Raw genomic sequence first — 13633 nt, forward strand, 5'->3', positions numbered from 1 at the left:
GCTTCCTGGAGAACTTTATGCAGAAAATATCAAGTGGAACTTCAAGCGCCATACGGGAAATATTCCAGGCTGACAAGGCTTTGCTCGGAATGATCCATTGCCCGGCCTTTCCGGGGTCGCCGCGCTACAAGGACCAGTCTCTCGACAGTATCTACGACGCCTGCATGCGCGATGCCGATGCGCTGATCGGCGGCGGACTGGACGGTCTGGTGATCGAAAACCATGGCGATATCCCGTTCTCCAAGCCCGAGGATATCGGCCACGAAACGGCAGCTTTCATGTCGGTCGTCACCGACCGGATCAAGACGGCGACCGGTGTTCCGATCGGCATCAACGTGCTGGCCAACGCCCCGATCCCCGCTCTTGCCATCGCGCTTGCCGGCGGCGCCAGCTTCATCCGCGTCAACCAGTGGGCCAATGCCTATGTCGCCAATGAGGGTTTCATGGAAGGCCGCGCCGGCGAGGCGCTGCGCTACCGCTCGCTGCTGCGCGCCGAGCACATCAAGGTTTTTGCCGACAGCCACGTCAAGCACGGTGCCCATGCCATTACCGCCGACCGCACCATTCCCGAACAGACGCGCGACCTCGCTTTCTTCGATGCCGATGTGGTGATCGCCACCGGCCAACGCACCGGCAATGCGGCAACGATCGAGGAAATCGATGAGGTCCGTTCCGCAACCGATCTGCCGCTGATGGTCGGCTCCGGTGTCACCAAGGACAATATCGGCGAAATCCTCGCCCGCACCAATGGCGTCATCGTCGCCTCCTCGCTGAAGGAAGGTGGCGTGTGGTGGAATCCGGTCGATCCCGAGCGGGTCAGGGCCTTCATGGATGCCGCGCGCCCTGCGCTTGGTCGCGACTGAGGAAAACGCAGACGATGGAAAAGCTTTCCGATTTTATCCTGCGGGAAAACAGGACGGTTTTCGATGAAATGGTCGGGCACCGTTTCGTCGAGGACATCAAGGCTGATACATTGCCGACAAGCGCATTCGAACGCTATCTGGTCTTCGAGGGTGCCTTTGTCGAAACGGCGATCTCGATCTTTGCCTATGCGACGGCCAAGGCCGAGACCATGACCGATCGCCGCTGGCTGATCGGCGTGCTCGATGCGCTGGCCAACAGCCAGATTGCCTATTTCGAGAAGACCTTTGCGGCGCGCGGGATCGATGTGGCCGACTTTGACGTCGATATGCCGGCTGTAGCCCGTTTCCGCGACGGCATGCTGGCCATTGCCCGAGACGGCGGTTTCATCGACACGGTCGCCGCCATGTTCGCCGCCGAATGGATGTACTGGACCTGGTCGAAACAGGCCGAACAGAACCCGATCTCCGATCCGCTTCTTGCCGAATGGATCGGACTGCATACCGATGAGACCTTTGCTGCACAGGCGACATGGCTGAAGGACCGGCTCGATGCAGCCGGCGAGACGCTGGGCGACGCCGAAAGGGCACATCTCAGTGCCGTCTTCGGCAAGGCGATGCGGCTAGAGATCGACTTTCATTCTGCCGCATACGAAGAGGAAACGGCGGTATGAACTCCCATCCTGAAATTAACGGGGAACGCCTTCTGGCGCGTCTCGATATGTTCGCCAAGATCGGCGCCACGCCTGGCGGCGGGGTCAATCGCCAAGCGCTGACGCCCGGTGATCGCGAAGCCCGGGCGCTGCTGACGCGGCTTGCCAAGGCCCGCAGCTTCTCCGTCTTTCAGGACGATGCAGCAAATCTCTTCATTCGCATGGAAGGCAGGGACGGCAGTCAGCCTCCCCTCCTCATCGGCTCCCATCTCGACAGCCAGCCCTCCGGTGGCCGTTTCGATGGCGCGCTCGGCACATTGACCGCTTTTGAAGTGCTGGAAAGCCTCGCCGACGCCGGCGTCGAGCCGGAACGGCCGGTCGAGGTCGTCGCCTGGACCAATGAGGAGGGGTGTCGTTTCGCACCCGGTTGCATGGGGTCTCGCGCCTTTGTTGAAGGAAAAATCCCTGCCGAATGGGCCGATTTGCGCGCAAGCGATGATGGCGCGCGCTTCGAGGACGAGCGGCTCTCCACCATTGATGCGCTGGCGGCGGATAGCAGTCACCGCCGTCTCGGCTTTCCGGTTGCCGCCTATCTCGAACTGCATATCGAGCAAGGGCCGTCGCTCGAAAGCGAGGAAATCCCGATCGGCATCGTCACGGGCGTTCAGGGAACACGTTGGCTGGAAGTCGCATTTGAAGGGCAGACGGCGCATGCTGGAACCACGGCGCTGCAGTATCGTCGCGACCCGCTAAAGGCTCTGACGATGGGCCTTTCGGCGCTTTATGCAGGAGTGATGCCGGAAAATGCCGATGCCCGCTTCACCGTAGGGCGGATTGCGGTGGCGCCCGGAAGCGTCAACGCCATTCCGGCAACGGCGTCCTGCACGATCGACCTTCGCCACCCCGAAACCGCTGTCCTCGATCGGCTTGAAGATGATATCAGGTCAGGACTGACCGAGGCGGCCGCCAGGGAGAATGTCTCCGTTGCCATTCGCAAAACCGTGGATATGGAGCCCGTGACATTCTCCTCCGATATGGTCGCCGCATTGCAGGCGGCCGCGCAAAAGGCAGGCCTTCCGACAAAGACCATGATTTCGGGGGCCTTTCATGACGCGCTGTTTGTTGCAGGTTGCGCGCCCTCGGCCATGATCTTCGTGCCATGCCGCGATGGTCTGAGCCACAACGAGGCTGAATACGTGAAGCCGGAAGACAGCGTGACCGGCGCGCGCATGTTCCTGGCGTCAGTGCTTGAACTGCTCCCCCGGGCATAGGATCTGCGGTCGAAAATCGAGAGAGTGTCTCTCCGTCGCAAAGTGTGCGCTTTCGCCGTTGCTGCGGATGAAATCCTGCCGGGCAAGCTGCGCTGCCCGCGCCAGCCGGAGCGCTGCTCCGCGCCTGCACTTCTACACGCGCAAACCCGCAGACAGCGCTTCTCTGCAAGCCTATTCCCGGATCGCGAAACGCGAACGGCCAACCATGGCGTAAAGGCAGGCCCGACCCTGCTTGATGCCTGTTCCCATGCGGGCGTCATCACCGCGCGCGATGCACGGATGGTCGGCGACCTCGCCAAAGGCCGTGTAGAAAATGTCGACATATCCGTCTGCGAATACCGCGCTTGGCGCCATGACGCCCCATTGCGAAAAGGTCCGGTCGCGAGTGATCAGGGTCTTCTCGTCCTCCCAAGTCAGGCCGTCCTCAGAATAGGCATAGCGAATGTCCTGATTCTGGTGGAAATCGTCGTCGCCCAGAGACGTGTAGAACGCATGATACCCGCCATTCCTGTAGTAGATTTCCTGAATGTTGAGCGGCAACCTGGTGGCCGACATGTCCAGCGACCACGGCAGGTCGGAAAGGTCGAGCGCGTTGCTCATTTCGATTTGCGGATCGGCCAGGCTCTCATCGGCAAACGTCGCGCGCATGAGAGCTATCCCGTCCAGCCCGTCGCCAATGTCGCGGGGGTTGGTCAACCGCAATGCCGTGAAGAACAACTCGATCCCGCCGTCCTCCCTCAAGACCACGCTCGGCTCCTGCACGTTGTTTCCATAGGCTCTTTGGTCGGTGATGAAATCCAGGACAGGCGCGTCGCCGAGCTTTTCGAATACCTCGCGGTCACGCAAAAGCGCCTGCCCGATCGTTCTGCCGGCAAGATCGAGCCTTGCCCCGCCGATCGCGTATCGGGCCGGCACGAACCCGATATCCGCGTTCTGCCCGGTCGCGCTGTAGAACAAATAAAGCGCGTCGCCGATCACGATCGGGAATGCCGTTTCGGTCTTGTCGCTGTCGTAAGCGCCTGGCTCGGGTGCGAGAACCGGCTCCGGCCGTATCGCCCATGTTCTGCCGCCATCTCCGCTATTCGCGTAAAGGATCGCCGCGCCGTGATTGTGCCGCGGTCCGTCGGGATCAAGACAGGCTGCAAACATCCCTTCTGCGTCGAACTGGTAGTCGTTATCGTTGAAGACGCCGTCGCCCGCGCGGTCGCAGAAGTGATTGGTGACGAACAGATGATAGCCGCTCTCGTCGGCAAATACGCCCGGATCGGCCAGGAATGTGGGCTGTCCCGGCCTCCCGGCATCGATGACCTTGGCCGTCTCGACCAGTTCGAACGAAAGTGGTCCGGCGGCAACGGGTGAAACGCCCAACAAGGCGATCATCAACGCCGGTATCAGCATGTACGCTCTCAATAGTCCGCTCCCTGAACCTGCCCGTCATCGAATGATTTTTGACAATGTGTTCCGGATTTCAGGAGGTCAAAACTCTTCTGATACGAGGATTTAAGCGAGGTTTGCGTGCTGTTGCAAGCAGCCGGGGAAATGCTGAGAGGGAGCCGATCCCAGACATCGCAAGCGGGGTATTCCTCATGACCCCTCCGATGACAAGGAAAGTCTGGCCAGGATGAAGCAATCGGCGGCGCGGCCCACTCGGCGCAGCGCGTATTCGGCCGTTTTTTTTTCCGGCGGGCGGATACTGTGGCCAAGCGTGCGCCGCTTCACAGAATTTCGAGCGGTGTGGACCTGCTGGGCGGCGCGAACATCCGATCCAGGGTGCGAAGGGTCTCGTCATCGAGCGTCAGGTCGGCGGCGGCGGCATTGTCGTTGACGTGCGCGAACGAGGCAGCCTTCGGGATCGCCATCACATTGCGGCGGCGAAGCACCCAGGCAAGCGCAAGCTGCGCCGGCGCAAGGCCAAGCCTGACCGCCAGCTCCCTCAGGCCGGGGTGCCGGAGCAATCTTGCCTGCTCCACCGGCGAATAGGCCATGACCGGGATGTTTCGATCCGCGCACCAATCGAGCAGATCCCACTCGATACCGCGACGGCTCAGGTTATAGAGCACCTGATTGACGGCCACTTTTTCGCCGCCGGGAACGGACAGCAATTCCTCCATGTCCTGCACGTCGAAGTTGGAGACTCCCCAATTGCGGATCTTTCCCGCCCTCAACAGTGTTTCGAAGGCCGAGATCGTTTCGTGAAGCGGCACGCCGCCACGCCAGTGCAAAAGATAAAGGTCGATCCGGTCGGTTCCAAGCCGATCCAGAGATGCTTCGCAGGCAGCGATCGTACCCTTGCGCGACGCGTTGCCGGGCAGCACCTTGGAAACCAGGAACACCTCGTCCCGCCGCCCGGCAATGGCCTCCCCGACCCGGCTTTCCGAACGGCCGTTGCCATACATCTCGGCGGTGTCGATCACGTTCATACCGAGATCAATCCCGCGATTGAGCGCTTCGATTTCATCTGCTCGCCGCGCCGGATCATCGCCGACATACCAGGTCCCCTGCCCCAGCGCCGCAACCGTTTCGCCGCCCGGAAGCGTGATTGTTTTCATCCCTTGCCTTTCCTTCCCGCCTCGTCAGCGCTGCGCGGCAGAACCTGCCTTTCCCTTTCGATCCGGCTGCCCCGCTACGGGTCTCACCCGCCGGGCCCCGCGCGCATCATTCCAGGTGCCAGTCTAACACCGCTCGCTTTGGAAAACATGCACGGTCTCGCGACCACGGCTGTCTCGGTCAACCGTCTGCGGGACCGGAGCAGACGGCCGGCCCTTCAAGCCGGTTGAAATCGAGGCCGGGACCAATGCCCATGATCAATCCGGCATATGTGTGTCTCGCCCCCCGCTGCTGCGTTTCGGCAACGGGCGGCGACGAGGCTTTCGCCTTTCAGGCGTCTTCGGCCTCGCCGATTTCATATCCCGCCAGCAGTTCCAGCGCTTTCACCATACCGGAATGATCCCAGCCGCTGCCGTCATGCGCCGCGCAGGCGTTGAACAATTCCTGGCAGGTGGCGGTGTTGGGCAGCGACAGACCCATCTGCCGGCCGGCGGAAAGCGCAAGATTGAGGTCCTTCTGGTGGAGCGCGATCCTGAAACCGGGATCGAAGGTGCGCTTGACCATCCGCTCGCCATGCAGTTCGAGAATGCGCGAGGATGCGAAACCGCCCATCAGCGCCTCGCGCACGCGCGCCGGATCGGCGCCTGCACGTGAGGCAAACAGAAGCGCCTCGCCGACGGCCTCGATGTTCATCGCCACGATCATCTGGTTGGCAACCTTGGCCGTCTGGCCGGCGCCGATACCGCCCACCAGAGTGATGTTCTTGCCCATGACGTCGAAATAGGGTTTTACCCGCTGGAAGACTTCGTCCTTCGCGCCGACCATGATCGACAACGAGCCCTGTTTGGCGCCGACTTCGCCGCCGGAAACGGGCGCGTCGACATAGTCGCATTCAAGCGCCTCGATGCGCGCGGCATAGTCCTTTGTCTCGACCGGCGAGATCGAGCTCATGTCGACCACCGTCTTGCCGGCCGAAAGGCCTTCCGCGACGCCGCCTTCGGAAAACAGGACGGCAGCGACATCCGGCGTGTCGGGTACGATGACAAAGATGATGTCGGCCTCCTCGGCCACTTCGCGACCGGTTTCGCAGACGGTCGCGCCCGCTCTCACGATCTCTTCGGGAATACCGCCCTTCGTGTTGACGACGAGGCTGTGTCCGGCGGCCATCAGCCGTCCGGCCATCGGCGTGCCCATGATGCCCAGTCCGATAAATCCGAGCTTGCTCATTGTTCAGTTCCTCCGTATTGCGGTCTTCCCGACGAGGAGACCGCCTCTTGGGTCAGGGTGTCAGGAAAAGCGCTTCAGCCAGTCGAAGCCCCGGTCGGGCACATATTCGCAGCCGATCCAGCCGTCATAGCCAAGCGTGTCGATATAGGGCAGCAGGAAGTCGTAATTGATCTCGCCCGTTCCCGGCTCGTGGCGGCCGGGATTGTCGGCGAGCTGAATGTGGCCGATCCGCAAAAGATGCTTCTTCATGGTATTGGCGAGTTCGCCTTCCATGCGCTGCATGTGGTAGATGTCATACTGGTAGAAGAGATTGTCCGATCCGACCCTGTCGAGAACCGAAAGCGTCTGATCTGTCCCCGACAGGAAGAAGCCGGGAATGTCATAGGTATTGATGGCCTCGGCGACCAGCATGATGCCGGCGCTCTTCATCTCAGCGGCGGCAAAGCGCAGGTTTTCGACGAGAATGTCCTCGGCCTTTTCCGGGTCGGCGCCCTCGGGAAGCTTGCCTGCAAGGCAGTTCACCTTCGGGCAGCCAAGCGCCGTGGCATAGGCGATGGCCTTTTCGACGCCGTCCTGAAACTCGCCGGTCCGACCTTCAAGGCAGGCTATGCCGCGCTCGCCTGCGCCCCAGTCGCCGGAGGGCAGATTATGAAGCGCGACCGAGAGCCCGTTCCGGTCGAGACGATCGCGCAGGCTCCCGGCGTCGAAATCATAGGGAAACAGAAACTCAACGCCCTTGAAGCCCGCTTTCGCCGCCGCGTCGAAACGGTCGGGAAACGGCATTTCGGTAAAGAGCATCGAGAGATTTGCTGCAAGTTTCGGCATTTAAGCCTCCTCATTTTCATGCTGTCTTCTGCGCATTGGCCTGTTTCAGGTCGTCGAATGCTGCAAGCGCGCGCTTCGCGCCGTTGATCAGAAGCCCGATATCGGAACCGATCGCGGTGAAGACACAGCCTTCCTCGGTGAAATGGCGGGCAAGCGCTTCATTGCCGATCAGGATTCCGGCAGGCTTTCCGGTGGCCCTCACGCGGGCAATGGCCGCATCGACCTTGGCAACGACATCGGGGTGACCGGGCTCGCCCGGGTGTTTCATGTCGGCGGAAAGATCTCCGGGACCGATGAAGATGCCGTCCACGCCCTCGACGGCGGCGATCTCCTCGATATTTTCCAGCGCCGCGAGGCTTTCGACCTGCACAAGCACGCAGATTTCCTCATGCGCATGCTGGAAATAGCCTTCCATGCGGCCATAGGCGGATGCGCGCGATTGCGAGGCAAACCCGCGAAGGCCATCTGCCGAAGGATAGCGGGTCGAGGCGACCGCGCGCTTTGCCTCTTCGGCATTCTGCACCATCGGGATCAGGAGTGTCTGGGCGCCCGCATCGAGAAACCGCTTGATCAGAACAGTGTCGTTCCAGGCGGGGCGCACCACCATGCTGGCGGTTCCGGTTTCGGCTGCCTGCAACTGCCGCACCACATTGGGAATTTCGTTCGGCGCATGTTCGGTATCGATTAGCAGCCAGTCGAAACCGCTCGCTGCCAGAATTTCGACCGAGATAGTGTCCGAAAGGCTGCTCCAAAGCCCGATCTGCAGCCTGCCCGCCGAAATTGCCTGTTTGAACTTGTTTTTCTTCATCTGCATCGTATCTGCTTTCTTTCGCTCCTGTGCGGCTGCGCCGGACAGGCATGCGCAAGGCACGCGTATCCGTTGCGGCCGCGCAGGGCGGTCGCTGCTCAAGTCGCTGTCATTGCCGTTTGCGGTGAAGACCGAATTCATTTCGGAAAGGCACCGAACGGCGGATTTCGTTCTGCCGGGCTCGAGCGTCCGGCGCTTTCATTCGCTCGGCAGGGGCGTCAGGCCGCGTAGCCGAGGCTGCCCTGGCGAAGATGCCGGGTGTAGTCGTGACTGACATCGCCGGTGATCAGTTGCTCCCGGTTCACTTCCTCGACGATGACGCCGTCCTTCATCACCGCCACCCGGTCACACATATGGGTGACCACGCCCATGTCGTGGGTGACCATCAGATAGGTGAGGTTCTTCTCCCTGCGCAGATCCTTCAGCAGGTTGAGGATTTCCGCCTGAACCGAGACGTCGAGCGCCGAGGTCGGCTCATCGAGAAGCAGGATCGGGGAATCGAGAGCCAAAGCCCGGGCAATGGAAACGCGCTGGCGCTGTCCGCCGGAAAGCTGATGCGGATAACGGTAGCGGAATTTTCGCGGCAGGCTGACAAGCTCCAGCAGTTCATCGACACGCTTGTCGCGATTGGCGATCCGGTGGATTTCCAGGGGTTCGGCCAGCGTGCTGCCTATCGTGTGCTTGGGATGGATCGAGCCGTAAGGATCCTGAAACACGATCTGCAACGCCCGCAACTGGGCCCGCGTGCGCTTGGCCAGAACGGTCTCTCCGTTGAGGCCGATCCTGCCGGTCCAGTCCTTGTGGCGGCCGGCTATGGCGTTGAGCACGGTCGATTTGCCCGACCCGCTTTCGCCGACAAGCCCGTAGACCTCGCCCCTGCCGACGCGGAAGGTGACGTTTCCCACCGCCATGAACCGCTTGTGGCGCTCTCCGTAGAAGATGGAAAGATCATCGACGTCAATCATTGGGAACTCCCACTGTATCTTCCAGCCAGGCCGGATCGCGCTGGAGCACGGCGAGGCGTTCACGCGGATGGTCAAGCTGCGGCAGCGCCTTCAGAAGACCCTGCGTATAGGGGTGCCGTGCCTCGTCGAGTTTCGATGCCTCGATGGTTTCGACGATGTGTCCCGCATACATGATCATCACCCGGTCGCAGAAACTGCGAACCAGATTGAGGTCATGCGAGATGAACAGGAGCCCGATATCGCGTTCGGCCAGGATCTCGTCGAGAATATGCAGCACCTGCTGACGGACGCTGACGTCGAGGGCCGATGTCGGCTCGTCCGCGATGATCAGCGAGGGCTGCGCGATGATCATCATCGAGATCATGATACGCTGTCCCATACCGCCGGACACTTCATGCGGATAGAGCGGATAGACCCGTTCAGGATCGCGGATATGCACCCGTTCCAGAAGCTCCAGCGTACGCCGGCGCGCGGCCTTCTTGTTCATTTTCAGATGGATCCGGCAGGTCTCGGAGATCTGATCGCCTACCGTCATGACCGGATTGAGCGAGAATTTCGGATCCTGAAGGATCATCGCAATCCGCCGACCGCGCATCATGCGCATCTGTTCCTCGGGCATGGACAAAAGGTCCTCGCCCTCGAATTTCAGCCGATCCGCCGTTACCCGGGCCGCTTTCGGCAGCAGCCGCATCAGCGACCGGCCGGTCATGGATTTGCCCGATCCGGATTCGCCGATAAGTCCGACCTTTTCGCGTCTGATATCAAAGGAGACGCCGCGCACGGCCTTGTTCAGTCCCATGAGCGTCGGGAATGCGACCTCGAGATTGCGGACAGACAGGATCGGGGTTGTTGCAGTCTTGAAATCAGCCATTTCGGGGATCCAATGCATCACGAAGGCCGTCGCCCAGAAGGTTGAAGGCAAGGCTGACCATGAGAATGGCGATGCCGGGGAATGTGGTCATCCACCAGGCGTCCAGCAGATATTGGCGACCGGCTGCAGCCATCGAACCCCATTCGGCGATCGGCGGCTGGGCGCCAAGCCCGAGAAAGCCGAGGCCGGCAGCGGTCAGAATGACGCTCGACATGTTGAGGGTCAGCCGGACGATGATCGAGGGAAGGCAGACGGGTACCAGATGACGCCACAGGATGCGGGGCAGTCTCGCGCCCTGCAGTTCGGCAGCGGCGACATAGTCGGCATTGCGAACCGTGAGCGTTTCGGCCCGCGCCAGACGGGCGATCGGCGGCCAGACGGTAAGCGCGATGGCAAAGACCGCATTTTCAAGACCCGGGCCGAGCGAGGCCGAGAAGGCCAGAGCCAGAACGAGAGGCGGAAAAGCAAGGAAAATGTCGGTGAGCCGCATGAGCACCACATCGAGCACGCCGCCGACATAACCGGAAATCGCACCGATCAGAAAGCCGACCGGTGCCACGATCACGGTCACGAGGACGGTGATGTAAAGCGTTGTCCGCGCGCCGTAGATGAGCCGCGAAAACACGTCTCGACCCAGTTCGTCGGTCCCAAGCCAGTATTCCGAGGACGGCGGCAGAAGCGTCGTCGACAGGTCCTGAAGATAGGGGTTGTGGGTCGCAAGCAGCGGCGCGAAGGCCGCGATCAGCAGGAGGGCGATCACGATCACGAGGCCGATGGCCGCGACCGGATTTTCCAGAAGAACCAGCAGGCCGACATACCAGCGGTGCAGGATCGCCTGCTTCTTCGACTTGAAGTCGTCGTCCAGAAGCCACTGATGCAGGCTCTGCTTTTGCGGAGAAGCGGTTTCGAGTGTCATTTCGTCCTCGGATCAAGAAGGCGATAGGCGACATCGCACAGGAGATTGACGCTGACCGAGATGAAGCCGATGAGCAGAACGGCGCCCAGGACCGCGTTCATGTCGGCAAAGAAGAGCGCTGTCGTCAGGTACTGTCCGAGTCCCGGCCAGCCGAAGACCGTCTCGATGAGAACCGTGCCATCGAGCAGACCGCAATAGGCAAGCGCGATGATCGTCAGAAGCTGTACGCGCATGTTCATGAAGGCATGGCGCCAGATGACCGCGTTGCTGGCGAGCCCCTTGGCCTGGGCCGTCAGGATATATTCCTGATTGAGCTGCTCCAGCATGAAGGACCGGCTCATGCGGCTGATATAAGCCATGTTGGCATAGCCCAGCACCAGCGCCGGCGTGATCAGGTGATGGAACGCGTTGAAGAACAGTTCCCACTCGCCGGCAAGGGCGGCATCGAGCATCTGGAAGCCCGTCGGCCCTTCCACAAGCCCCTCGTAAAAGATCCCGACCCGGCCACCCGGCGGAATGACGCCGAGATAGGCATAGAAGACCAGGATGATCATCATGCCGAGCCAGAAGATCGGCATCGAATAGCCGACAAGGCCGACAACGCGGGCGATATGATCGAACCACGAGCCGCGCCTGACCGCCGCCATGACGCCGAGCGGCACGCCAAGCGTCGTACCGATGATCAGCGCCAGCGTCGCCAGTTCGATTGTCGCGGGAAAGACCCGCGCGAGGTCGGCGGCAACGGAATTTTTCGTAAGATGGGACTGGCCGAAATCGAAATGGGCAACCTGATAGACATAATTCAGGAATTGCCGCCAGAGCGGCTGGTCAAGCCCCATCAGATGATAGACGCGGTCATAGGCTGCCTGGTCCGCCTGATCGCCGATGACGGAGATCACGGGGTCGGCCGGGACGAGCCGGCCGACGACGAAAGTGATAACAAGCAGTCCGAACAACGTCGTCAGGATCACACCCAGCGATGTCAGCACCTTGCGCAGGACCTGAAACCAGTCGCTGTCCATCAGCCTGTGTTCACGTGCAACGGTGTTCATGGTTTTCTACTCGGTCTTTGTGACGGTGTCCCAGCGAGTGACCCAGGTCATCTGCCCGACATAGCCCTGGACCTCGTTGCGCACCGCGCGCGCGTCCATGCGCTGGAACGAAGTGACCAGCGGCGGCGAGGATTCCAGGTATTTCTGGTTGATCTCCCGGTAGAGCGCCTCGCGGCGGGCAGGGTCGACCTCGTGCGCCACGTCCCTGACAAGCTGCTGGATATCGGCGGGCACGTCCCAGCCGGCGCGCCATGCCATATAGCCGGTCAGATTGGCTTCCTGGCTGTTGTCGGGATTGAGCGCATAGGAGCGCAGAATGGCATAGGGGTCGGGCATGCGCTCGCCGGTGCGGGCGGAGAAGACCTCGTAGTCACGCTTGCGGAAGTCCCCGATATGGTCGCCCGACTGCAGGTCAAGATCAATGCCGGCCAGCGCCGCATTGGCCTGGATTGACTGGGCAACCTCGTATTCGGGGGTCACCGGCGTGGCGTAGTAGACCTTGGAAAAGCCATCCGGATAGCCGGCTTCCGCCAGCAATTCCTTGGCCTTTTCGATGTCGAGCGAATAGGGATTGTCATCGATCGCGCCGGTCATACCCTGGGGAATGACCGTCTGCTGCATGCGCCCGTAGTACTTCATCACGGTGTTGGCGAGGCCTTCATAGTCGATCAGATAGCGGAAGGCTTCGCGAACCTTGGGGTTCGACAGGATTTCATCCCCCTGGTTGAGCGCCAGGTAATAGAAGCCGACGCCTGGCGTCGTTTCGATGTGAACATCGCCTTCCTGCGCGAGCGCGTTGAGGTCCGATGACGACAGGCGCGTGGCGACATCGACGTCATCGGACTGAAGCTGCAGGCGCTGCGAGGAGGATTCAGGGATATTGCGCAGGATGACGCGCCGCATCGCCGGCTTTCCGCCCCAATAGTCCTCGAAGGCTTCGGCGATCAGCGTATCGTTGGCTCGCCAGGTGCGCAGGGAATAGGGGCCCGATCCGGCATCATGCGTCTGCAGGAAACTGCGGCCATAGTCGTCGTCCTGGATATTCTCCTCAACGAGGGCGCTGTCGACCACCGATGTCGAGAACGAAGCCAGGGAATAGAGAACCAGATTGGGGCTCCAGATTTCAGGCGTCTCAATGACAAGCGTATGGTCGTCCGTCGCGCGGATCAGATCTTCGACATTGTCCTCGGTGAACCCCCACTGCTTCAGGTCGCGCGACGGCGCGAGCCCCATCTTGACGAGGCGGTGCAGGCTCCACTCCACATCGCGCGCCGTCAGGGCGTTGCCGCTGTGAAAGGCGATGCCGTCGCGAATGTGGAAGGTGTAGGTGCTGCCGTCTTCCGACACGTCCCAGCTTTCGGCGATCGCAGGCTCCAGAACGGTCTGGTCCTCGGCATTGGGCATCAGCAACCGGTCATAAAGATTGGCGACAACCTCGGCCGCCTCGAACTGATTGAGCTCCTGGGGATCCAGCCCGCGCATGGAGGTCATGGTCATCGCGATCACGAACTGATCCCTGGGCGCCTTGGCCTCGGCGGGCATGCTCGCCACGAGCACGACACCGGCAAATACCGAGCAGAGCAATATCTTGTGCAAGTTCATATTATCCTCCCGTTTGATATAGACATTCGCATCTGA

General features: G+C 61.1%; 13 protein-coding genes. 3 read left to right on the forward strand and 10 right to left on the reverse strand.

Translation table 11 applies throughout. The features are described 5' to 3' along the window. Positions 1-17 precede the first annotated feature (17 nt). The 3 genes from GGR30_RS20455 to GGR30_RS20465 are packed head-to-tail and all read left to right on the forward strand — an operon-like array spanning position 18 to position 2784. A complete protein-coding gene (locus GGR30_RS20455) occupies positions 18-863 on the forward strand; it encodes a BtpA/SgcQ family protein (protein ID WP_183490622.1) in 846 nt (281 codons plus the stop codon). Positions 864-877: 14 nt separating this feature from the next. After that, positions 878-1534: a TenA family protein gene (locus tag GGR30_RS20460; protein ID WP_183490624.1), complete on the forward strand. Its 657-nt coding sequence runs from the start codon at positions 878-880 to the stop codon at positions 1532-1534. Further along, complete coding sequence (locus GGR30_RS20465) at positions 1531-2784, forward strand: Zn-dependent hydrolase (RefSeq protein WP_183490626.1); 1254 nt, start codon at positions 1531-1533, stop codon at positions 2782-2784. The genes GGR30_RS20460 and GGR30_RS20465 overlap by 4 nt, the downstream gene beginning before the upstream one ends. Before the next feature lie 171 nt (positions 2785-2955). On the opposite strand, the gene GGR30_RS20470 is transcribed toward GGR30_RS20465, so the two are convergent. The 10 genes from GGR30_RS20470 to GGR30_RS20515 form a co-directional block, all read right to left on the reverse strand. Next, a complete protein-coding gene (locus tag GGR30_RS20470; protein ID WP_183490628.1) occupies positions 2956-4182 on the reverse strand; it encodes a glycoside hydrolase family protein in 1227 nt (408 codons plus the stop codon). Positions 4183-4499: 317 nt separating this feature from the next. Continuing rightward, entirely contained in the window at positions 4500-5333 is an 834-nt protein-coding gene (locus GGR30_RS20475; RefSeq protein WP_183490630.1) for an aldo/keto reductase, read from the reverse strand. A gap of 328 nt (positions 5334-5661) precedes the next feature. Further along, the gene (gene glxR, locus GGR30_RS20480; protein ID WP_183490632.1) at positions 5662-6558 is read right to left on the reverse strand and encodes a 2-hydroxy-3-oxopropionate reductase; all 897 of its coding nucleotides are present in this window, start codon (positions 6556-6558) and stop codon (positions 5662-5664) included. Positions 6559-6618: 60 nt separating this feature from the next. Beyond that, positions 6619-7383 (reverse strand): hydroxypyruvate isomerase, encoded by a 765-nt coding sequence (gene hyi / locus GGR30_RS20485; protein ID WP_183490634.1) that lies wholly within the window; start codon positions 7381-7383, stop codon positions 6619-6621. Positions 7384-7399: 16 nt separating this feature from the next. After that, the gene (locus GGR30_RS20490) at positions 7400-8197 is read right to left on the reverse strand and encodes an HpcH/HpaI aldolase family protein (protein ID WP_183490636.1); all 798 of its coding nucleotides are present in this window, start codon (positions 8195-8197) and stop codon (positions 7400-7402) included. A gap of 212 nt (positions 8198-8409) precedes the next feature. Then, positions 8410-9156, reverse strand: coding sequence for an ABC transporter ATP-binding protein (locus tag GGR30_RS20495; RefSeq protein WP_183490638.1), 747 nt, complete (start codon positions 9154-9156; stop codon positions 8410-8412). After that, positions 9149-10027, reverse strand: coding sequence for an ABC transporter ATP-binding protein (locus tag GGR30_RS20500; RefSeq protein WP_183490640.1), 879 nt, complete (start codon positions 10025-10027; stop codon positions 9149-9151). The genes GGR30_RS20495 and GGR30_RS20500 overlap by 8 nt, the downstream gene beginning before the upstream one ends. After that, the gene (gene nikC / locus GGR30_RS20505; RefSeq protein WP_183490642.1) at positions 10020-10943 is read right to left on the reverse strand and encodes a nickel transporter permease; all 924 of its coding nucleotides are present in this window, start codon (positions 10941-10943) and stop codon (positions 10020-10022) included. The genes GGR30_RS20500 and nikC overlap by 8 nt, the downstream gene beginning before the upstream one ends. Then, positions 10940-11995 (reverse strand): ABC transporter permease, encoded by a 1056-nt coding sequence (locus GGR30_RS20510; RefSeq protein ID WP_183490644.1) that lies wholly within the window; start codon positions 11993-11995, stop codon positions 10940-10942. Before GGR30_RS20510 ends, nikC begins: the two co-directional genes overlap by 4 nt. 6 nt (positions 11996-12001) lie before the next feature. Beyond that, positions 12002-13597: an ABC transporter substrate-binding protein gene (locus GGR30_RS20515; RefSeq protein WP_183490646.1), complete on the reverse strand. Its 1596-nt coding sequence runs from the start codon at positions 13595-13597 to the stop codon at positions 12002-12004. Positions 13598-13633 lie beyond the last annotated feature (36 nt).

The sequence above is a fragment of the Martelella radicis genome (genome assembly GCF_014196625.1).
In the GTDB taxonomy this organism is placed as follows: domain Bacteria; phylum Pseudomonadota; class Alphaproteobacteria; order Rhizobiales; family Rhizobiaceae; genus Martelella; species Martelella radicis.

Bases quoted from the DNA above. Each gene is read 5' to 3' on its own strand.
- GGR30_RS20455 (WP_183490622.1), top strand. From the start codon at position 18: ATGCAGAAAATATCAAGTGGAACTTCAAGCGCCATACGGGAAATATTC.
- GGR30_RS20460 (WP_183490624.1), top strand. From the start codon at position 878: ATGGAAAAGCTTTCCGATTTTATCCTGCGGGAAAACAGGACGGTTTTC.
- GGR30_RS20465 (WP_183490626.1), top strand. From the start codon at position 1,531: ATGAACTCCCATCCTGAAATTAACGGGGAACGCCTTCTGGCGCGTCTC.
- GGR30_RS20470 (WP_183490628.1), bottom strand. From the start codon at position 4,182: ATGCTGATACCGGCGTTGATGATCGCCTTGTTGGGCGTTTCACCCGTT.
- GGR30_RS20475 (WP_183490630.1), bottom strand. From the start codon at position 5,333: ATGAAAACAATCACGCTTCCGGGCGGCGAAACGGTTGCGGCGCTGGGG.
- glxR (WP_183490632.1), bottom strand. From the start codon at position 6,558: ATGAGCAAGCTCGGATTTATCGGACTGGGCATCATGGGCACGCCGATG.
- hyi (WP_183490634.1), bottom strand. From the start codon at position 7,383: ATGCCGAAACTTGCAGCAAATCTCTCGATGCTCTTTACCGAAATGCCG.
- GGR30_RS20490 (WP_183490636.1), bottom strand. From the start codon at position 8,197: ATGCAGATGAAGAAAAACAAGTTCAAACAGGCAATTTCGGCGGGCAGG.
- GGR30_RS20495 (WP_183490638.1), bottom strand. From the start codon at position 9,156: ATGATTGACGTCGATGATCTTTCCATCTTCTACGGAGAGCGCCACAAG.
- GGR30_RS20500 (WP_183490640.1), bottom strand. From the start codon at position 10,027: ATGGCTGATTTCAAGACTGCAACAACCCCGATCCTGTCTGTCCGCAAT.
- nikC (WP_183490642.1), bottom strand. From the start codon at position 10,943: ATGACACTCGAAACCGCTTCTCCGCAAAAGCAGAGCCTGCATCAGTGG.
- GGR30_RS20510 (WP_183490644.1), bottom strand. From the start codon at position 11,995: ATGAACACCGTTGCACGTGAACACAGGCTGATGGACAGCGACTGGTTT.
- GGR30_RS20515 (WP_183490646.1), bottom strand. From the start codon at position 13,597: ATGAACTTGCACAAGATATTGCTCTGCTCGGTATTTGCCGGTGTCGTG.